The 19,798-nt window shown below is 69.4% G+C and carries 19 protein-coding genes; 3 read left to right on the forward strand and 16 right to left on the reverse strand.

Going from position 1 to position 19,798, the window contains the following annotated elements; all coding sequences use genetic code 11:
- Positions 1-112 precede the first annotated feature (112 nt).
- The 3 genes from WIX39_RS10330 (at position 113) to WIX39_RS10340 (ending at position 3,056) form a co-directional block, all read left to right on the forward strand.
- Positions 113-1,681: a TerC family protein gene (locus WIX39_RS10330; protein WP_106935504.1), complete on the forward strand. Its 1,569-nt coding sequence runs from the start codon at positions 113-115 to the stop codon at positions 1,679-1,681.
- 24 nt (positions 1,682-1,705) lie between these two features.
- The gene (locus tag WIX39_RS10335; protein ID WP_106935503.1) at positions 1,706-2,317 is read left to right on the forward strand and encodes a flavin reductase family protein; all 612 of its coding nucleotides are present in this window, start codon (positions 1,706-1,708) and stop codon (positions 2,315-2,317) included.
- A gap of 223 nt (positions 2,318-2,540) precedes the next feature.
- Positions 2,541-3,056 carry a hypothetical protein gene (locus tag WIX39_RS10340; protein ID WP_409195009.1) on the forward strand — a complete coding sequence of 172 codons (516 nt, stop codon included), beginning with the start codon at positions 2,541-2,543 and terminating at the stop codon, positions 3,054-3,056.
- Between the two features lie 37 nt (positions 3,057-3,093).
- Here WIX39_RS10340 and WIX39_RS10345 read toward each other — a convergent pair whose 3' ends face one another.
- The 16 genes from WIX39_RS10345 to paaC all read right to left on the reverse strand — a co-directional run bounded on the left by WIX39_RS10345 (position 3,094) and on the right by paaC (position 19,788).
- On the reverse strand, positions 3,094-3,897 hold the full coding sequence (locus WIX39_RS10345; RefSeq protein ID WP_409195010.1) for a CPBP family intramembrane glutamic endopeptidase: 804 nt from the start codon (positions 3,895-3,897) through the stop codon (positions 3,094-3,096).
- A gap of 68 nt (positions 3,898-3,965) precedes the next feature.
- On the reverse strand, positions 3,966-4,829 hold the full coding sequence (locus WIX39_RS10350; protein ID WP_409195011.1) for a ChbG/HpnK family deacetylase: 864 nt from the start codon (positions 4,827-4,829) through the stop codon (positions 3,966-3,968).
- Complete coding sequence (locus tag WIX39_RS10355) at positions 4,822-6,438, reverse strand: ArnT family glycosyltransferase (RefSeq protein WP_409195012.1); 1,617 nt, start codon at positions 6,436-6,438, stop codon at positions 4,822-4,824. The genes WIX39_RS10350 and WIX39_RS10355 overlap by 8 nt, the downstream gene beginning before the upstream one ends.
- Positions 6,435-7,520 (reverse strand): glycosyltransferase family 2 protein, encoded by a 1,086-nt coding sequence (locus WIX39_RS10360; RefSeq protein ID WP_106935498.1) that lies wholly within the window; start codon positions 7,518-7,520, stop codon positions 6,435-6,437. The genes WIX39_RS10355 and WIX39_RS10360 overlap by 4 nt, the downstream gene beginning before the upstream one ends.
- Positions 7,517-8,101, reverse strand: a complete 585-nt coding sequence (locus tag WIX39_RS10365; RefSeq protein ID WP_106935497.1) for a phosphatase PAP2 family protein — start codon at positions 8,099-8,101, stop codon at positions 7,517-7,519. The genes WIX39_RS10360 and WIX39_RS10365 overlap by 4 nt, the downstream gene beginning before the upstream one ends.
- Positions 8,102-8,262: 161 nt before the next feature.
- Positions 8,263-8,712 carry a hypothetical protein gene (locus tag WIX39_RS10370; RefSeq protein WP_205367840.1) on the reverse strand — a complete coding sequence of 150 codons (450 nt, stop codon included), beginning with the start codon at positions 8,710-8,712 and terminating at the stop codon, positions 8,263-8,265.
- 108 nt (positions 8,713-8,820) lie between these two features.
- On the reverse strand, positions 8,821-9,381 hold the full coding sequence (locus WIX39_RS10375) for a methyltransferase family protein (protein ID WP_081266388.1): 561 nt from the start codon (positions 9,379-9,381) through the stop codon (positions 8,821-8,823).
- A 29-nt stretch (positions 9,382-9,410) separates the two neighbouring features.
- On the reverse strand, positions 9,411-10,178 hold the full coding sequence (locus WIX39_RS10380; protein WP_234382796.1) for an SDR family NAD(P)-dependent oxidoreductase: 768 nt from the start codon (positions 10,176-10,178) through the stop codon (positions 9,411-9,413).
- Positions 10,175-12,235, reverse strand: coding sequence for a phenylacetic acid degradation bifunctional protein PaaZ (paaZ, locus tag WIX39_RS10385; protein ID WP_081266387.1), 2,061 nt, complete (start codon positions 12,233-12,235; stop codon positions 10,175-10,177). The genes WIX39_RS10380 and paaZ overlap by 4 nt, the downstream gene beginning before the upstream one ends.
- Before the next feature lie 154 nt (positions 12,236-12,389).
- Positions 12,390-13,121 (reverse strand): ABC transporter ATP-binding protein, encoded by a 732-nt coding sequence (locus tag WIX39_RS10390; RefSeq protein WP_081266386.1) that lies wholly within the window; start codon positions 13,119-13,121, stop codon positions 12,390-12,392.
- Entirely contained in the window at positions 13,118-15,028 is a 1,911-nt protein-coding gene (locus WIX39_RS10395) for a branched-chain amino acid ABC transporter ATP-binding protein/permease (protein WP_285412255.1), read from the reverse strand. The genes WIX39_RS10390 and WIX39_RS10395 overlap by 4 nt, the downstream gene beginning before the upstream one ends.
- Complete coding sequence (locus tag WIX39_RS10400; protein WP_081265686.1) at positions 15,025-16,053, reverse strand: branched-chain amino acid ABC transporter permease; 1,029 nt, start codon at positions 16,051-16,053, stop codon at positions 15,025-15,027. Before WIX39_RS10400 ends, WIX39_RS10395 begins: the two co-directional genes overlap by 4 nt.
- A gap of 137 nt (positions 16,054-16,190) precedes the next feature.
- The gene (locus WIX39_RS10405; protein ID WP_081265687.1) at positions 16,191-17,336 is read right to left on the reverse strand and encodes an ABC transporter substrate-binding protein; all 1,146 of its coding nucleotides are present in this window, start codon (positions 17,334-17,336) and stop codon (positions 16,191-16,193) included.
- Positions 17,337-17,383: 47 nt separating this feature from the next.
- Entirely contained in the window at positions 17,384-18,469 is a 1,086-nt protein-coding gene (gene paaE, locus WIX39_RS10410; protein WP_106935493.1) for a 1,2-phenylacetyl-CoA epoxidase subunit PaaE, read from the reverse strand.
- Positions 18,470-18,484: 15 nt separating this feature from the next.
- Positions 18,485-19,009 carry a 1,2-phenylacetyl-CoA epoxidase subunit PaaD gene (gene paaD / locus WIX39_RS10415; protein ID WP_106935492.1) on the reverse strand — a complete coding sequence of 175 codons (525 nt, stop codon included), beginning with the start codon at positions 19,007-19,009 and terminating at the stop codon, positions 18,485-18,487.
- On the reverse strand, positions 19,009-19,788 hold the full coding sequence (gene paaC, locus WIX39_RS10420; RefSeq protein ID WP_081265690.1) for a 1,2-phenylacetyl-CoA epoxidase subunit PaaC: 780 nt from the start codon (positions 19,786-19,788) through the stop codon (positions 19,009-19,011). The genes paaD and paaC overlap by 1 nt, the downstream gene beginning before the upstream one ends.
- Between the last annotated feature and the right edge of the window lie 10 nt (positions 19,789-19,798).

Genomic DNA, 19,798 nt, shown 5'->3' on the forward strand with positions numbered 1-19,798 from the left:
GCCGCGACCGACCCCCTCGCGGCTCCCGTCCATTCCGCCTCTTCCCTGTTGTCGCCCGACATGGCCCGCGCCATGCCGGGCCATGCGCGTTGCCGCGCCTTCTTCTTCCACCATGATCGTTGAACTGCTCACCGACCCCGCCGCCTGGATCGGTCTCCTGACGCTGGTCGTCCTGGAGATCGTGCTGGGCATCGACAACCTGATCTTCATCGCGATCCTCGCGGAGAAGCTGCCGCCGCACCTGCGCGACCGCGCCAGGCGGCTAGGCCTGGGCCTGGCGCTGTTCATGCGGCTGGCGCTGCTGTCGGTGGTGTCGTGGCTGGTCACGCTGACCACGCCGCTGTTCACCGTGTTCGGCCAGGGCTTTTCGGGGCGCGACCTGATCCTGCTGGTGGGCGGCCTGTTCCTGCTGTTCAAGGCCACCGCGGAGCTGCACGAGCGGCTAGAGGGCGTGACGCACACGGCCGGCGGCTCCACCGTCTACGCGAGCTTCGGCCTGGTGGTGACGCAGATCGTGGTGCTCGACGCGGTGTTCTCGCTCGACGCGGTCATCACCGCCGTGGGCATGGTCGACCACCTGCCGGTGATGATGGCGGCGGTGATCATCTCGATCGGCATCATGCTGTGGGCGTCGAAGCCGCTCACGCGCTTCGTCAATGCGCACCCCACTGTGGTGGTGCTGTGCCTGAGCTTTCTGCTGATGATCGGCCTGAGCTTGGTGGCCGAGGGCCTGGGCTTCCACATTCCGAAGGGCTACCTGTACGGCGCCATCGGCTTCTCCGTGATGATCGAGGCGCTGAACCAGTGGGCCAAGCGCAATGCGCTGAAGCACGAGGCGCGCCGTCCGCTGCGCGACCGCACGGCCGAATCCATCCTGCGGCTGCTGGGCGGCCGCGTGCCGGGCGAACCGGCACCGGCCGGTGCCACGGCCGACGGCGAAGCGCCGCTGCCCGAGCCCGCGTTCGCGCTCGAGGAGCGCAACATGGTCAGCGGCGTGCTGTCGCTGGCCGAGCGCAACGTGCGCTCGGTGATGACGCCGCGCGCCGACATCTCCTGGGTCGACCTGAACGACGACCCCGAGGCGGTGCGCGAGCAGCTGCTCGACACGCCGCACGGCATCTTCCCGGTGTGCCGCGGCTCGCTCGACGAGGTGGTGGGCGTGGCGCGCGCGAAAGACCTGCTGGGCCACCTGCTGCGGCACGGAAAGATCGACGAGAGCGGCGGCCTGCGCGCGCCGATCTACGTGCCCGAGTCGACCACCGTGATCCGCCTGATCGACACGCTGCGCGGCGCGCGCGGGCAGCTCGCGCTGGTCAACGACGAGCACGGCACCCTGACCGGCGTGGTCACGCCCATCGACGTGCTCGAAGCCATCGCGGGCGAGTTTCCTGACGAGGACGAGACGCTGGAAATCCAGCAGACCGCCGCCGACACCTGGACGGTTTCCGGCAGCGCCGACCTGCACCTGCTGGAGCAGGCGCTGCAGACGCACGGCCTGCTGAGCGACGACGACAGCTACACCTCGGTCGCGGGCTTCCTGCTCGCGCGCTTCGGCGGCCTGCCTCCGCAGGGCCGGACATGGGTGCACGACGGCTGCGAATTCGAAGTGACCGACGTCGATGCGCAGCGCATCCGCACGGTGGTGGTGCGGCGCCTGCCTGCGACAGAATCAGGCAACTGAACTGCCGCTCCCGGAGCCCCTGCCATGAACGTCCCCCACCACCGCCTGCCCGTTCCCCTCGACAAGGCCTACCGCCTGCTCAACCACGGCCCCACCGTGCTGGTGAGCGCGGCGCACGGCGGCCAGCGCAACATCATGGCCGCGGCCTGGGCCATGCCGCTGGATTTCGCGCCGCCCAAGGTGGCGGTGGTGCTCGACAAGAGCACCTGGACGCGCGTGCTGCTCGAAGGCGCCGGCAGCTTCGCGCTGCAGGTGCCCACGCGCGCGCAGCTCGACCTGACGGAAGCGCTGGGCAACAGCTCCGGCCGCGAGATCGTCGAGCAGTCGGGGCACGACAAGTTCGCGGCCTACGGCCTGCAGACCTTCGCGGGCACGGCCACCGATGCGCCGCTGCTCGAAGGCTGCGCGGCGTGGCTCGAATGCCGCCTGCTGCCGGAGCCGCACATCCAGCAGAGCTACGACCTGTTCCTGGGCGAGGTGATCGCCGCGCAGGCCGATTCGCGCGTGTTCGCCAACGGGCGCTGGAATTTCGACGGGCATGACGAGCTGCGCACGCTGCACCACGTGGCGGGCGGGCACTTCATCGTCGACGGGGAGGCGGTCGATGCGCGGCCGCTGCCGGCTGCTCGGACCTAGGCCAAGTAGTGGGCAGCGGCGCTGGTGGCCACAGACCTTGCAGCATCAACGTGTCTCCGCGGACAGTTGAGCATCGGCTCCAAAGCTGCCGGTAGTCCGAGCAATAGGGCTCTTTCGTGACAAAGGCCCGTGGTCCTCGCCCGTCTCACTCTCACAATCTCTCGCCTTTGAAACCTCGGCACACTCGCTGGCCGAATCCGCGAGCGACGGCTGCCTAACTGATATGAACAAGCATCTTGCACCTCGTCTGCCATCGGGCCGGCTTTTTCGCTCCATCGTGGCTGCTTCTTGCACAGCCATCCTCGCAGCGTGCAGCAGTACGCCGCCAATACCGTACGCGCTCCCCGACGGCATACCTAGTGCCAATTTGCGGAGTGTTCTGGTCGGAGCTTCCGGGCGCCATGAGTCGATCAGCGTGTGGATGTCGGGCGCTCTGGCCCGTGGTCTAGGCTCCGGTAATCTATTCGACGTCCGGTCGTCCAAGAGCAAGCCCGAGGGCTATGTCAAAGTCCCCGCGAACGAAGAAATAACCCTCGTCTACTTCGAAATGGCGTCCGGCAATCGCACATGCAACATTGCGATCAAAACGGTGCTGGAAGCTGGAAAGAACTACTCGCTTGAAGGCGGCTTCGCCTACGAGGAGGGCGTGATCCCGATTCTTTTCGGAACACGCAAGTGCAGACTTGGAGTCATCGACGATGCGACGCGGCTGCCGGTTCCATTGCGGTCCGGCAAGTAGATGCGTCGACCCAGCATGCGTGGCTCCGATCCGCGATCTAGGCCGACGTAGGCCGCGCCGGCTTGGCCACCAGCATCAGCCGCAGCACCAGCGTGCCGCACACGGCGGCGGCAAGTGCAAGCAGCGCGACCCACATCAGGCGTGCCGGCGACGCGGCGTCGAGCCAGTCCGCCAGCAGCAGCGTGGCGCTGTTGTACGCGGCATGCAGCGCGATGCAGGGAATGAGCGAGCGCGTGCGCTCGTAGAGCCACGCGAGCACCGTGCCCATGATTGCGCCGACCACGAACTGGTAGATGTTCATGTGCGCGGCGCCGAACAGCAGGGCCGAGAGAAAAATGGCCTGCCAGCGCGGATAGCGCTGCAGGAAGCCGCGCAGCACGATGCCGCGGAACAGCATTTCCTCGAGCAGCGGCGCCACCACGCACACCGCCAGCACGGCCGCCACGCTGCCGTCGGCCATGCGGCTGAACATGGCTTCTTCCCAGGCCGAGAGCGGCGCGATGCGCACCAGCAGGTTGAACGCGGAGGTGACGGTCAGCAGCAGCGCGGGCACCAGCAGCAGCACCGGCGGCACCACCAGCAGCAGCGTGACGCCGGCGGAAGCGCGCGACTGGTGGAACAGCTCGCGCCATGTGAGCTGCTGCGCATGCATCACCGCCGCGAACACGCAGCCGTTGCCGAGCACCGCCGACAGCACGCCGATCTGCATGCCGTTCAGGCCGAGCCACCGGTTGGCATCGCGCAGCGCCGCACCCACGACGATCTCGCACAGGCACAGCGCGAGGAACAGCAGTGCGGCTTGCGCCGCCGAGGGAAAGGCGGTGCTTTTCGGGGAGGGCATGGGAGAGTCGGGCTGCGCGGATGAGGAGGCGCGCATGTTAGCGCCCCCGTGTTGCACATGGCGGGGGCCTACGCGTGGGCGAGTTCGCCGCGCCTGAAGACCTGCGACAGCGGCGTGATCGCGATCGCGCCGGCTTGCCCCTGGGGTGGCAGCGAGAGCGCGCGCAGCACCGCGTATTCGCGCATGCGCGCAGAGCCATGCGGATCGCCGGGCTGGATGCCGGTCGAGGGGTGGCACATCAGCACGTCGCCTGTGCGGCAGGCCGCGAGCCAGTCGGCAAGGCGCGCTTCGTAGCCCTGCACGTCGCCGGTGAAGTCGTACACGCCGAGCAGGCGCCGGCTCACCGGAATGCCGTGCTCGGCGGCGAGCGCTGCCAGCCGCGCGCCGCCCAGCGCATGGATCACGCGGGCCTTCAGCCGGTCGGGGCCGCTACGGTCGACGGGCGCGGTATAGCGCACCCACGGTGGCGACTTCGGGTAGCGGCGCACGATCTCGTCGACCAGCAGCTCGCGCACCACCGGGAACTGGTGCACATGCCGGTGGCCGTCGACGAACGCGGGCGCACGGCCCATCGCGTCTTCGAAGCGGGTGAACTGGTCGCGGATGTCGGCGTGCAGCACGGGCGAGAACACGGTGCGCGTGTAGGTCCGTGCGATCAGCCCCGCGAGGCCGGGCTCGGGGCCGTCGGGCGTGTCGGGGCGCGTGAGGTCCAGGTGCAGGCCCACGTCCAGCCGGGTGGCGTCCAGCCGCCGCAGCGCCCGTGCGCCCGCGGCCCATGCGCCGCGCCGCACCATGCCGCTGGTCGCGGAGATCTTGCCCAGCTCGGCTAGCTCGAGCACGGCGGCGTTGATGCCGGGGCTCATGCCGAAGTCGTCCGCGCACACGCAGAGGTGGCGCATCGTCGGTTCCAGCGGGCCGGTGGTGTCAGTCATTGCCATTCGTGGAGGGGGCAGGCACGGGAGGGGATGGTATGGCGGCACCGGCGGGCGCGGAGGCAGGGGTGCCCAGGCAGTCCGGATCGCGCGTGGCGCTCCCCGCGAAGCGCCAGGCCGCGATGCTTTCGTTGACCGCCACCAGCTGCGCCTTGCCCAGCCATGGGTTCGACAGCTGCGAGGCGATCGGCCCGACCAGCCAGGTGGTGCGCGGCACGCACAGCACGGGCGCCAGCTGCGTCCTGTCGATCAGCGTGGCGTCGGCGCGCGCGGGCTCGAAGCGGCTCGCGTCGAAGATCTCCTTGCGCCAGTTGTCGCGGGTGTCGGTGGCGGCGGCCTTCCAGTCGTCCGACACGAGCACCGGCTGGCGCAGGTTCCAGTAGAAGGGAATCTCGTAGTAGTAGCTGTCGAGCATCATCACCTGGTCGCCCGGCGCCACCGACTGGCCGGCCGGCAGCCGCAGCCGCGTGCCCGGCGGCACCGAGTAGAGCGCGACCGCGACCACGCATGCCACGCACAGCACGGCCGCAACCGCCGACGTGGCGCGCATCCTGGGCAGCAGCTTCTCGACAGCGCGCCCGGCCAGCACGCGCTGCGCGATCAGGCAGGCCAGCGGCGGCAGCGCGGGCAGCACGTAGCCCACCAGCTTGGACCGCGGCAGCGAGAAGAACACCACGATCACCGCCAGCCAGATCCACATGAGCCAGTCGACGTCGGACAGGCGCGACCGGGGCTCCCCGTCCTTGCCGCGCGGCACGAGCACCCACGCGAACCACGGCAGCGTGAGCACCGCCAGCACCGGTACGTAGAACCAGAACGGGTGCTCGTTGTTGAACCCCGACGAAGCGAAGCGCCGGAAGTGCTGGGTGATGACGAAGTAGTCGAAGAACTCGGGGTACTTCAGCTGCATGGCAACGAACCACGGGCCCGCCGCCGCCAGCAGGATCGCCCAGCCCGGCAGCCAGAGCGCGAGCTTCAGCACCACGGTCTTGCGCGTGGCGGCGCACCACAGCACCAGCACCGCACCGGGCAGCACCAGGCCGATCAGTCCCTTGGCCAGCAGCCCGGCCGCGGCCATCAGGTAGGCGCCCGCGAGCAGGGCGCGCCAGGGCTCGCCGCGCTCCCGCGCCAGCGCCGCGCCGGCGGCCAGCAGCACCGTGGCCGAGATGCAGCCGGCCACCAGCATGTCGAGGTTGGCGAACTGCGCGCCCAGGAAGAAGAAGGGGGTGGTCACCAGCACCACGGTCGACAGCAGCGCCTGCCGCATCGTCGACCAGCGCCGCAGGAACAGGAACAGCGCCGCCGCCGCCGTGCCCGCGCCGATGATCGAAGGCAGCCGCGCCGCCCATTCGACCGGGCCCGCCACCGACATCGCCGCCGCGCCGATCCAGTAGAACAGCGGCGGCTTGTGGAAGAAGGGCAGGCCGTCCAGCCGCGGCACCAGCCAGTCGCCGGAATGCAGCATCGCCAGCGCCACGCTGCCGTAGCGCCCTTCGTCGGGCGCCATCAGCGGGCGCACCCAAGCGGTCGCGAGCAGCCACGCGAACAGCGCGGCAATGAGCCAGAGGGGTCGGGGCGATGTCCACCAGGCGGAGCCGGGCCGTCTCATGGTTTCCCGGGCTCGGCCTGGAGTCCCTTGCCGTGTTCGCGCCGGACCACGTACAGCGGACGCCCCTTCACCTCCTCGTAGATGCGGGCGATGTACTCGCCCACGATGCCGGTGGAGATCATCTGGATGCCGATGAAGAACATCAGGCTCACGACGATGGTGGTCCAGCCGGACACGGAGTTGCCGAACAGCAGGTGGTCGATGGTCACGAAAGTGCCGTAGCCGAAGGCCGGCACCGCGAGCAGGAGGCCCGCCACGCTCACCATGCGCAGCGGCCAGGTGGTGAAGGCGGTGAGGCCGTCGATGGCCAGGCCGATCAGCCGGCGCGCGTTGAACTTGGTGGTGCCTTCGGCGCGCGGCGCGGGCGTGTAGGGCAGCGCCACGGCGCGGAAGCCCACCCAGGCGTAGAGGCCCTTCATGAAGCGGCTGCGCTCTGGCATGGCCATGAGCGCGTCCACCACCTTGCGGTCCATCAGGCGGAAGTCGCCCGCGTCCTTGGGCACCTCGAAGCGGTCCGAAGAATTGACGAGGCCGTAGAAGAGCTTGCTGCCGAGCCGCTTGAAGCGGCTTTCGTCGCTGCGCTGCTCGCGCACCGCGTAGACCACCTCGGCACCGGCCGTCCATTGCGCGAGCATCGCGTGGATCAGCTCGGGCGAGTGCTGCAGGTCGCCGTCGAGCAGCACCACGGCGTCGCCGGTGGCCGCCGCAAGGCCGGCGGTGAGTGCGGCTTCCTTGCCGAAGTTGCGCGACAGTGAAATGCAGCGGAAGCCCGCGAGCTCGCACCATGCCTCGGCCACGGCGGCGGTGTCGTCGGTGCTGCCGTCGTCCACCACGATGATTTCCCAGCGCAGCCGCGTGGCCCAGAGGATGTCTTCCAGCAGCGGCAGCATGAGGCGCAGGTTGGCCGCCTCGTTGTAGCAGGGAATGACGCACGAGATGCTGCGCGCGTCGGGGGCGGGTGCGTCGGGCATGCCGGCCTGGGCCAGCGGCTCGGGGGTGCCCGAGGTGTGGGGCGGCAGGACCGCGCCGGGAGCGATGCCGGCACCGGGGCGCGAATGTCTTGCGGCGGACGAAGAGATCATGAGTGCCTCCAGAGAGAGCTGGTCGCCGGACTGTCGGCGGATGCGCGGCCAGTTCGCGGGACGAAGAAGAGAAAGAGCCACCGCGCGATGGCGATCGCGCCGGCAATCACCGCGCCCAGCAGCAGGCCGGCGACGATGTCGAGCGGGAAATGCACGCCCACGTACACGCGCGCCCATCCGGTGGCGGCGGCCAGCGCCAGCAGCGGCACGCCGATGCGGCGCAGGCTGGGGCGCAGCATGAAGGCCAGGGCGACCATGAACATGACGGCCGCGTGCGTGCTCGGCAGCGAGCCGCGGCTCGCATGCTCGATGTAGGCCTGGCCCAGCCCCGCCGCGAACGGGCGAGGAACATTGAGGCCCGTGGCGATGGTGTGCGCGATCAGCGAAGTCACGCCGGCGGCGGCGGCCACGATGCACAGGTAGGCGCGGTCGGCGCGTTGCCGCCACAGCGCCACCACGACGATGCCCGCGGCGAGCCAGCTGCCCCACAGCGCGAAGGCGACGGCGACCGAGAGCACCCACGGCGTGGGATGGCTGCCGGCGTGGATCCAGTGAAAGAAGGCGAGGTTCAGCGCGTCCATGGCGCCACTCCTTGCGGATGGATGCAAACAACAGGCGCAGGGCTGCGCAAGGTGCGGCAGGCGCACCTGAAAAATTTGGACATGTCAGTCCTTTCGACGAGGAAGAGAGGCCCGCTGCGCAGACGTCAGCGGGAGGACGCGACGCGCGAGGCGCCGGTTTCTCAGATCCCGTAGGGCGGGGCGGCGGTGGGCGGCAGGCGCCGCCAGGGCTGCGCGCAGGGCGGCGCGCCGCCGTGCGGCGGCACGTGCTCGGGCGCTTCGCGCACGATGGGCGTGGCAAGCCGTGCCAAGGCCACGGCCAGCGGCAGCATCGCGAGCACCATGGCCATGAGCGCGCTCAGCCCGAAGTCGAAGGCGTCGGGGTGGTCGATGCTCGCCGGCGCCTGGGCGAAGACCGTGGTCTCGTGGTCGCTCGGGTGGTCGGCGCGATCGTCGGCCTCGAACTGCGTGGTGTCGCTGACGCTGCGCACCCGCAGCATCGGCTCGTCTTCCAGGCCGTCGCAGCGGTAATGGACCGCGATGAAGGGCTGGAGAACAACCAGCAGCAGGCCCGCCACGCACCACCAACGGTAGTGCGCTCTGGCGAAATGGCGGACGCGTGCGAGAAGCATGCGGGAATGCTAGGAGGTTCGTGTGAACGGAACCTGATCGTGCGGGTCAGCATCCCGCAAGGTAGCGGCACGGGCCTGCGGTATAAGGCGCGCGCCCGCGCCGTGCAGCTACAGAACGAAGGGAATGAAGCGCCGCGTGCGCCGCATGTAGTCGCGGTAGGCATCGCCGAAATGCGCGATGCATTCCTGCTCGTCGCGCAGCGCCGTCATGAACAGCAGCACCGTGGCCGCGAGCACCAGCAGCAGCGTGAGCCAGCTGAACTGCTTGAGAAACGCACCCCAGGCCAGCAGCATCAGCGCGGTGTACATCGGGTGGCGGATGTAGCGGAAAGCGCCGCTGCTGACGACGGCGGATGTCTTCTCGAAGCCGTAGAGCGCGGGGTCGTCGCTGCGCGCCTCTGTCGGCTTGCCCTGCGCCTTGAGCAGGCGCACCGCATGGATCGGCAGCCAGATCGACAGCACGAAGAAGATGCTGGAGACGATCTGCCTGGCCGAGAACGGATCGTCATGCCACCACGGCAGGTTGACCAGCGCCAGCACCAGCATGCATTCCCATGCGAAGAAGCGGTAGAAGCCGTGCGAGCCGGGCCGGCTCAGCGGGCCGCGCGAAGCGTAGAGCAGCGCGGCGGTGCCGGCAATGAAGGCGAAGATCTGGAACCAGAAGAGCATGGCGGCCGAATTTACACGGCCGCGTTGATCTATCCGGCTATAGAAAACCCGCCGTCCACGGGAATCGCGGTGCCCGTCACGTAGTCGGACGCGGCGCTCGACAGGAACACGGCGGTGCCGGCGATGTCGCCCGGCTGGCCCCAGCGGCCGGCGGCGGCGCGGGCCACCACGCGGTCGTACAGGCCCGGGATCTGGCTGCGCGCGCCGTCGGTGAGCTCGGTCTCGAACCAGCCGGGCAAGATCGCGTTGACCTGGATGTTGTCGGGCGCCCACGAGAGCGCGGTCGACTTGGTGAGCTGCACGATGCCGGCCTTGCTCGCGGCGTAGGCCGGCGCATAGGGCGCGCCGAAGATCGACATCATCGAGCCGATGTTGATGATCTTGCCGCCGCCCGCGGCCTTCAGGTGCGCATGCGCGGCGCGGCTGCACAGGAAGGCGCTGGTGAGGTTGGTGTCCATCACCTTGTGCCATTCGGACAGCGCGAGCTGGTCGACAGGCTTGCGCACCGTGGTGCCGGCGTTGTTGATGAGGATGTCGAGCCGCCCGCAGCGCGCGGCGGCCTCGTCGAACAGCTTCTGCACCGAGGCCTCGTCGCTCACGTCGGCTTCGAGCGCGAAGCTGTCGCTGCCCAGCGCCTTCAGCGCCTCGACCGCGGCGGCCGACTTCTGCGTGTTGCGCGCGGCCACGATGACGCGCGCGCCGGCCTTGGCAAGTCCTTGCGCCATGCCGAGGCCGATGCCCCCGTTGCCGCCCGTGACCAGCGCGACCTTGCCCGTGAGGTCGAACATCGTCGTCATGCCTGCACCGCTTCCGGCTTCTTGGAGACCAGCGTCAGGATGTCGTAGCTGGCGACCAGCTCGCCGTCCTGGTTGGTCACTTCCACGTCCCAGGCCACCACGCCCTGGCCCTGGCCGCTGGCGTCTTTCTTGTTGCGGTCGATCTTGCGCTTGCAGGTCAGGCGCGCCTGGATGGTGTCGCCGATGCCCACGGGCTTGGTGAAGCGCAGCGTGTCCAGGCCGTAGTTGGCGAGCACCGGGCCGGGCGAGGGCGAGACGAACAGGCCGGCCGCCGCCGACAGCACGAAGTACCCGTGCGCAATGCGCTTGCCGAACGGCGACTGCTTCGCCGCCACCTCGTCGAAGTGCATGTAGAAATAGTCGCCCGAGATGCCGCCGAAGGCCACGATGTCGGCCTCGCCGACCGTGCGGCGATGCGTGAGCAGCGAGTCGCCGACCCGCAGGTCTTCGAAGTAGCGGCGGAACGGATGCACCTCGCTCTCGCGCACGGCCGCGCCGCGCACATGCTCGCCGGTGATGGCGGCCAGCATGGTGGGCGAGCCCTGCAATGCGGTGCGCTGCAGGTAGTGCTTGACGGCGCGCAGTCCGCCGAGCTCTTCGCCGCCGCCGGCACGCCCCGGGCCGCCGTGCTTGAGCTGCGGCAGCGGCGAGCCGTGGCCGGTCGATTCGGCCGCGGCCTCGCGCTCGAGCACCAGCAGCCGGCCGTGCCATGCGGCAGCCACGGGAATCGCCTTGGCGGCGATGGCCGGGTCGCGCGTGACCAGCGTGCCGACCAGGCTGCCGCGGCCGCGCGCGGCCAGTGCCAGCGCCTCGTCGATGCCGTCGTAGGGCATCAGCGTGCTGACGGGGCCGAAGGCCTCGACGTCATGCGCGGCGTCGTGCTCCAGCGGCTTGCGGCTCAGCAGCAGCGTGGGCGCGAAGAAGGCGCCTTCGCCCACGCCGTCGCCCACCGGCGAGAAGCCGTCGCGCTCGCCGTACACCAGCTCCGCGCCCTGCAGCAGCGTGGCCACGCGCTCGGCCACGTCGGCCTGCTGGTCGCGCGAGGCCAGCGCCCCCATGCGCACTTCTTCGCGCGACGGGTCGCCGACCACGGTCTTGGCCAGCCGCGCGCGCAGCCGCTCGGCCACCGCGTCGAGGTGCTGGCGCGGCACGATCGCGCGGCGGATGGCGGTGCACTTCTGGCCGGCCTTGATGGTCATCTCGCGCGCGACCTCCTTCACGAAGAGATCGAACTCCTCGTCGTCGGGCGTCACGTCGGGCGCGAGGATCGCGCAGTTCAGCGAGTCGGCCTCGGCATTGAACGGGATCGACTGGCGCACGATGTTGGGGTGCACGCGCAGCTTGGCGGCGGTGTCGGCCGAGCCGGTGAAGGTGACCACGTCGGGCCCTTCGAGCCGGTCGAGCAGGTCGCCCGTGCTGCCGATGACCAGTTGCAGGCTGCCCGCGGGCAGGATGCCCGACTGCACGATGAGCCGCACCAGCGCTTCCGTCAGGTAGCTGGTGGCCGTGGCCGGCTTGCCGATGCAGGGCATGCCCGCGAGGAAGCTGGGCGCGAACTTCTCGAGCAGGCCCCACACCGGGAAGTTGAACGCGTCGATGTGCACCGCCACGCCGCCGCGCGGCACCAGGATGTGCGTGCCCGCGAAGCCGCCCTTCTTGCCGAGCGGGAAGGCCGGGCCTTCGTGCACCAGGTTGCCCGAGGGCAGCTCGTTGGTGCCGATGCCGGCATAGGCGCTCAGCGTGCCCGCGCCGCCTTCGATGTCGATCCAGCTGTCGGCGCGCGTGGCACCGGTGTGGGCGGAGATGGCGTAGAGCGTTTCCTTGTTCGCGGCGATGTACTTGGCCAGCGCCTTCAGGCGCTCGGCGCGCTGCTGGAAGTCGAGCTTCATGAGCTCGGGAATGCCGGTGCGGCGCGCGTACTGCAGGGCCTCCGCGAAGTCGATGGCCTCGGCGTGGGTGCTTGCCACGGGTTGGCCGTTGACGGCGCTGCGCAGCTGCTGCGCGGCCTGCTGGCCGATCCAGCGGCCGGCGATGTAGCTTTGGAGGGTGGTGGTCATGGTGCGGGTCCTTTCGCGATGTCTGTCTTGCTCCTTCCCCCTCTGGGGGAAGGCGGGGATGGGGGCCAGCGGCATCGGTTCGGCGCTGTGCCCTGTCAGCGGCCGCCGTGCCCCCACCCCAACCCTCCCCCGGAAGGGGAGGGAGAAAAACCGTTCAATCCTTCTTGCCGATACCCAGGTAGGTATCAATGATCCGCTGGTCATGCAGCAGGTCGCGCGCCTTGCCTTCGAGCGCCACGGCGCCCATCTCCAGCACATAGGCGCGGTCGGCCACCTGCAGCGCGGCGCGTGCGTTCTGCTCCACCAGCAGCACCGACACCCCGTGGCTGCGCAGCTGCGACACCACGCGCAGCACTTCGCGCACCACCAGCGGCGCCAGGCCCAGTGAGGGCTCGTCGAGCATCAGCAGGCGCGGGCGCGCCATCAGCGCGCGGCCGATGGCCAGCATCTGGCGTTCGCCGCCCGAGAGCGTGGAGGCCATCTGAGGGCGGCGTTCCTTCAGGCGCGGGAAGATCTCGAAGATCTCGTCCATGCGCGCGCGCTGGTCGCGCTTGCCCTTGCGCCACTGGTAGAAGCCGCCGAGCAGCAGGTTGTCTTCGACCGACATCTCGCCGAACAGCTCGCGCCGCTCGGGCACCAGCGCCACGCCGCGCGCCACCATGGTCTCGACGCCGGGGCGCGCGATGCGCTCGCCGTCCAGCATCAGCTGGCCGGTCGATTGCAGCAGCCCCATGGCCGCGCACAGCAGCGTGGTCTTGCCGGCGCCATTGGGGCCGATCACCGTGACGATCTCGCCTTCGTTCACCTGCAGGCGCACGCCGTGCACCGCTTCCACGGTGCGGTAGGCAACGCAGAAGTCTTCCAGTTGAAGAATGGGATGGCTCATCGTGCGTCTTCCAGCAGTTCGTCGTCGGCGCCGCCCAGGTAGGCTTCGAGCACGCGCGGGTTGGCCTGCACTTCGGCGGGCGTGCCGGTGGCGATGACGGTGCCGAACTCGAGCACCGTGATGCGGTCGGCCAGGTTCATCACGAATTCCATGTCGTGCTCCACCACCAGGATGCCGAGGCCTTCGGCGCGCAGCTGGCTCAGCAGTTCGGAGAGCGCGCGCTTTTCCAGGTGGCGCAGGCCGGCGGCGGGTTCGTCGAGCAGCAGCACCGAAGGCTGGGCGGCGAGCGCGCGGGCAATTTCCACCACGCGCTGCTGGCCGAGGGAGAGCGATGCGGCGGGCGTCTCGGCATGCGCGCCGAGGCCGCATCGGTCGATGTGCTTGCGGGCTTCTGCCATCAGCGCGGCTTCTTCGGCGCGGTCCAGGCGCAGCATGGCCGCGAGCCAGCCGCGCTTCGCACGCAGGTGGGCGCCGAGCGCGACGTTCTCGGCCACGCTGCGCTGGCCCAGCAGGCGCACGTGCTGGAAGGTGCGGCCCAGGCCCAGCGCGGCAAAGGCGCGCGAAGGCTTGCCCGACATCGGCTGGCCTACCAGGCGCACTTCGCCCGTGGTCGGGTCGTCCACGCCCGAGATCATGTTGAAGAAGGTGCTCTTGCCGGCGCCGTTGGGGCCGATCAGCGCATGCACCTCGCCGGCCTTCAGCGTCATCGAGATGTCGTTGTTGGCCACCAGGCCGCCGAAGCGCTTGCTCACGCCGTCGGCCTGCAGCAGCAGGGTGCCGGCGGCGGGCACCGCGCGCTGTGCGAGCGGCTCCATCGTCGATGCGGCGGGACCGGCGCCGGCGGCGCGCGGCACTTCGCGCACCCAGCGGCGCGACAGCCGCGCCAGCGTGGGCCACAGGCCGTCGGCAAAGCGCTGCAGCACGAACAGCATCAAGAGGCCGAACACCACCACCTCGAAGTTGCCGCTGGTGCCCAGCAGCGCGGGCAGCACGTCCTGCAGCTTCTCCTTGAGCAGCGTGATCAGCGTGGCGCCGAGCACCGCGCCCCACAGGTGGCCCGCGCCGCCCACCACCGCCATGAACAGCATCTCGATGCCGATGTTGAGGTTGAAAGGCGTGGGGTTCACGAAGCGCTGCATGTGCGCATAGAGCCAGCCCGAGATGGCCGCGAGCAGGGCCGCCAGCACGAACAGCTTGATGCGGTGGCGCGCGGTGTCCACGCCCATCGACTCGGCCATCAGCCGGCCGCCCTTGAGCGCGCGGATGGCGCGGCCCTCGCGCGAGTCGAGCAGGTTGTGCATGGCCCACAGCGCGAGCAGCAGCACGGCCCAGATCACCACGCCCAGCATGCGCGGCGTGGCGAAGGAGACGCCCGCCACCACCAGCGGCGGAACGCCGGTGATGCCGGTCTGGCCGCCGAGGAATTCCATGTTGCCGAGCAGGAAGTACAGGCTCAGGCCCCAGGCGATGGTGCACAGCGGCAGGTAGTGGCCCGAAAGCTTGAGCGTGACCGCGCCGAGCGCCCAGGCCAGCGCGAAGGTCAGCACCAGCCCCAGCAGCAGGCCGAGCCAGGGCACCAGCGCCGAGCCCGCGAGGCCGCCGAGCCAGCCGGCGGCCGTGGGCGAAGTGCAGATCCAGGCCGTGGCATACGCGCCCATGCCGACGAAGGCAGCCTGGCCGAAGGAGGTCATGCCGCCCACGCCGGTCAGCAGCACGAGGCCCACCGCCACCAGGGCGTAGAGGCCGATGTTGCTGAGCACCGAGACGGTGAACTCGGGCAGCCAGCCCCAGGCCAGCGCGAGCGCGACGATGAAGACCAGGGTGAGCACGCGCGGCGTCACCAGCGGGCGGCCCTCGGGCGCCGCGTTCGCGGCGGTAGAAGCGGTGGTCGAGGGAGACGGGTTCATTCCTCGTCCTCCACATGATGGCTGTTGAGCGAGCGCCACAGCAGCACCGGAATGATCAGGGTGAACACCAGCACTTCCTTGTATGCGCTGGCCCAGAAGGAAGAGAAGGCTTCGAGCAGGCCGACCAGCAGCGCGCCCGCGAGCGCCAGCGGATAGCTCGCGAGCCCGCCGACGATGGCGGCCACGAAGCCCTTCAGGCCGATCAGGAAGCCGGTGTCGTAGTAGACCGTGGTGATGGGTGCGATCAGCAGGCCCGAGATGGCGCCGATGACGGCGGCCAGCGCGAAGCTCAGGTCGCCCGACAGTTCGGTGGGAATGCCCGACAGCCGTGCGCCCACGCGGTTGATGGCGGTGGCGCGCAGCGCCTTGCCGATCATCGAGCGGCCGAAGAACCAGAACATGGCGATCACCAGCACCAGCGTGACGCCGACCACCACCAGCGACTGTCCGTTGACCGGAATGCCGCCGAGGTCGAAGCGCGCCTCGGAGAACGCGCTGGTGCGCGAACCCTCGGCACCGAAGAAGAAGAGCCCCAGGCCGACCAGCACGCCGTGCAGCGCCACCGAGACGATCAGCAGCATCAGCACGCTGGCGTCGGCCAGCGGGCGGTAGGCGACGCGGTAGAGCAGCGGGCCCAGCGGCGCGATCAGCACCAGCGTGGCGAGCGACTGCATCGCGAGCGACGTGGGTTTGAAGCCCAGTATCAGCACGGCCGCCACGGCCGGGAAGGCCACGCACCATGTCAGCGCCGAGCGCCAGTCGACGACGGCGCCGCGCTTCCAGCGCCATGCTTCCACCACCAGCACGATCACCGCCAGCGCCAGCAGCAGCCACAGCGTGGAAGGCGCGCGGCCGCCCTGCAGCGCCGCCATGGAGAGCGCACCGAAGGCGACGAACTCGCCCTGCGGGATGAAGATCACGCGCGTGACCGAAAACACCAGCACCAGCGCGAGCGCCATCAGTCCGTAGACCGCGCCGTTCACGATGCCGTCCTGCCCCAGCAACAGGGCAATCTGCAAATCCATAAAACAACCTTCGGGCGTCGCCCGTGACTCAGTTCAGGAACACCGAGGAACCGGCTTTGCCGGGCCTCAGGTGTTGCCCCCGGCAGGGGGTGGGAGAAGCGACACGAAGTGCGCGGAGCCTGGGGGTGAGCCCAGGATCAGGGTTGATACTTCCAGGCGCCGTTCTCGATCTTCACCATCACGCGCGCACGCTGGTCCAGGCCCAGGTGGTCCTGCGCGGTCATGTTGAACACGCCGTGCGCGCCGGACACATCCTTGGTCTGCTCCAGCGCGTCGCGCAGCGCCGCACGGAATTCGGGCGTGCCGGGCTGCGCCTTCTTCAGCGCGGCCGGCACGGCCGAGCTCATCAGCAGGCCGGCGTCCCAGGCGTGCGCGCCGAAGGTCGAGACCGAGCCCTTGCCGTAGGCGGCCTCATACGCGGACACATAGGCGAGCGCGGACTTCTTCACCGGGTTGCTGGCCGGCAGCTGGTCGGCCACCAGCACCGGGCCGGCGGGCAGGAAGGTGCCTTCCACGTCCTTGCCGCCCACGCGCAGGAAGTCGGCGTTGGCCACGCCGTGGGTCTGGTACATCTTGCCGCCGTAGCCGCGTTCCTTCAGCGTCTTCTGCGGCAGCGCGGCCGGCGTGCCGGAGCCGGCCACCAGCACCGCGTCGGGCTTGGCGGCCATGATCTTCAGGGCCTGGCCGGTCACCGAGGTGTCGGTGCGGGCATAGCGCTCGTTGGCCACGACCTTGATCTTCTTCAGGTCGGCGGCCTTGGCGAATTCCTGCGACCAGCCTTCGCCGTAGGCGTCGGAGAAGCCGATGAAGGCGACGGTTTTCACGCCGTTGGCGGCCATGTGCTCGGCGATGGCCAGGGACATCATGATGTCGTTCTGCGGCGTCTTGAACACCCACTTCTTCTTGGCGTCCATCGGCTCGATGATGCGGGCCGACGCGGCCACCGAGATCATCGGCGTCTGCGCTTCGCTGGCCACGTCGATCATGGCGAGCGAGGCCGGCGTGGTGGTCGAGCCCAGGATCACGTCGACCTTGTTCTCTGCGATGAGCTTGCGCGTGTTGTTGACGGCCGCGGTGGTGTCGGAGGCGTCGTCCAGCACGATGTAGTTGATCTTCTGCCCGCCGATCGTCTTGGGCATCAGCGAGATGGTGTTCTTCTCGGGGATGCCCAGCGATGCTGCCGGGCCGGTGGCCGAGATGGTGACGCCGACATTGACGTCGGCCCACGAGGCGGCGGCGGTGGCGCACAGCGCTGCGATCAGCAGGGGCTTGAAGAATTTCATTTGGACTTGTCTCCGGGTTGAAAAATTGTTGAGGACTGAAGTATCTATCACCGCTCGTCGAAGGAGAGCGTGACGCATTCGGTGAGGGGGTGCGCCTGGCAGGTCAGCACGAAACCCGCGGCCACCTCATTCTTGTCGAGAGCGAAGTTGCGCTCCATTCGGACTTCCCCGTCCACCAGCTTGGCGCGGCATGTGCCGCACACGCCCGACGTGCAGGAGAACGGCACTTCCAGCCCCGCCGCCGAAGCCGCGTCGAGGATGCTGGGCTGGCCTTCGGTGAAGGTGATCTCGCGCTGCAGGCCGTCGCGCACGATGGTGATGCGCGACTGCTTGGCGTCGCCGGGCTGGGCCTCGTGCACCACCGCGCCCACCTGCGTGGCCGAGGGCAGCGCCACGCCGAAGCGCTCGATGTGGATGCGCTCCTCGGGCACGCCCGCCGCCAGCAGCGCGGCCTCGGCCTCGTCGTTCATCTGGAACGGGCCGCACACGTACACATGGTCGATCTGCGCGGCGGGCACCACGCTCTGCAGGAATTCGCCGATCTTCTCGCGGTTCATCACGCCGAAGCCCAGGGGCGAATCGGTGTGCTCGTCGGAGAACACGTGCTGCAGCACCAGCCGGGTCATGTAGCGGTTCTTCAGGTCCTCGATTTCTTCCTTGAACATCGTGGACTGCAGCTGGCGGTTGCCGTAGATCAGCGTGAAGCGGCTCGCGGGCTCGCGCGCCAGCACCGTCTTCATGATCGACAGGATCGGCGTGATGCCGCTGCCGCCCGCGATGCCGACGTGGTGCCGCGCCGAGGCCGGCTCGATGGGCACGAAGAAGCGGCCCTGCGGCGCCATCACCTGCAGGGTGTCGCCGGGCTGCAGGCTGGCGTTGATCCAGTTGGAGAACACGCCGCCGCGCACCTTGCGCACGCCGACGCGCAGCTCGCCGTCGTCGAGGCCGGCGCATATCGAATAGGAGCGGCGCAGGTCCTGGCCGTCGATGTCCTTGCGAAGCGTGAGGTACTGGCCTTGCGTGAAGCCGAACACTTCCTGCAGGTCGGTGGGGACTTCGAAGGACACGATGACGGCCTCGGCCGTGTCGGGCTCGATGGCCTTCACGCGCAGGGGATGGAAGAGGGTGCTCATCGCGGGGGTGCTTTTCTAGATCGGCTTGAAGTGTTCGAACGGCTCCTTGCACGCCATGCAGCGGTACAGGGCCTTGCAGGCGGTGGAGCCGAATGCGGAGAGGCGCTCGGTGCGCTCGCTCGCGCAGCGCGGACAGGCGATGCGCTCGCCGGCGATGCGGCCGAAGAGCTTGATCGGCATGGCAGTGTTGGCCGCGGCTTCCGGGGTGAGGTGGGCGGGCGGCGCGATGCCGTAGGCCTTGAGCTTGGCGCGGCCTTCCTCGCTGATCCAGTCGCTCGTCCATGCGGGCGCGCGGCGCAGCGTGGCGCGAGCACGGCCCAGGCCGGCCTGCTCGACGGCGGCCAGCACGTCGTGCTCGATGGCTTCGGTGGCGGGGCAGCCGGAGTAGGTGGGCGTGAGCACGATCTCCAGGCCGTCTTCGTGCTCGATCACGTCGCGCACGATGCCCAGGTCGCAGACCGACACGGCCGGCACCTCGGGGTCGGGCACCGTGTGGAGCACGGCCCACGCCGCATCGACGCGCGACGCCAGCGCGTTCATCACCACACGCCTCCGGGGAAGCTGCGCTGCAGGTGCTGCATCTCGGCCAGGATGTAGCCCATGTGCTCGCTGTGCACACCGTGCTTGCCGGTGCTGCGGAAGGCGGCTTCCTTGGGCATGGCGAGGCCGGCGGCGTCCAGCACCTGTTGCATGTCGGCGAGCCAGGGCTCGCGCAGTTCGCTCCAGGCCGGGCCGAGGCCGCTGGCGCTGGCTTCGGCATCCACGGCGTCGCTCTCGAACAGTTCGGGCACGTAGAGCCAGAGCTGCTTCAGCGCTTTCTCCGTGCGGCGGCGCGATTCTTCCGTGCCGTCGCCCAGGCGCACGACCCAGTCGCCCGAGTGCTGCTGGTGGTAGCGCGCTTCCTTCACCGCCTTGCCGGCGATGGCGGCCACCTCGGCGTCGCTCGATGCGGCCAGGCGCTGCCACAGCAGCTTGAGCAGCGTCGACACCATGGTGTTGCGCACCACGGCAAAGGCGAAGTCGCCGCGCGGCAGCTCGGCGATGGTGAGGTTGAAGTAGTCGCGCTCCTCGCGCAGGTAGGCGAGCTGGTCTTCGTCATGCTCGCGGCCGGCGCCTTCCAGCTTGCCGGCGTGGGTGAGCAGCGCCCGGGCCTGGCCGACGAGGTCGAGCGCGATGTTGGCCATCGCGATGTCTTCTTCCAGCACTGGCGCGTGGCCGCACCACTCGCCCAGGCGCTGTGCCAGCACGAGGCAGGTGTCGCCGATGCGCAGCAGGTATTGCACGGCGGGCGTGCGGTTCAGTTCGATCGATGCTTGCATGGTCCTGGCC

Origin of the sequence: Variovorax sp. AB1(2024), assembly GCF_037482385.2 — a bacterium.
Taxonomy (GTDB): Bacteria; Pseudomonadota; Gammaproteobacteria; order Burkholderiales; family Burkholderiaceae_C; genus Variovorax.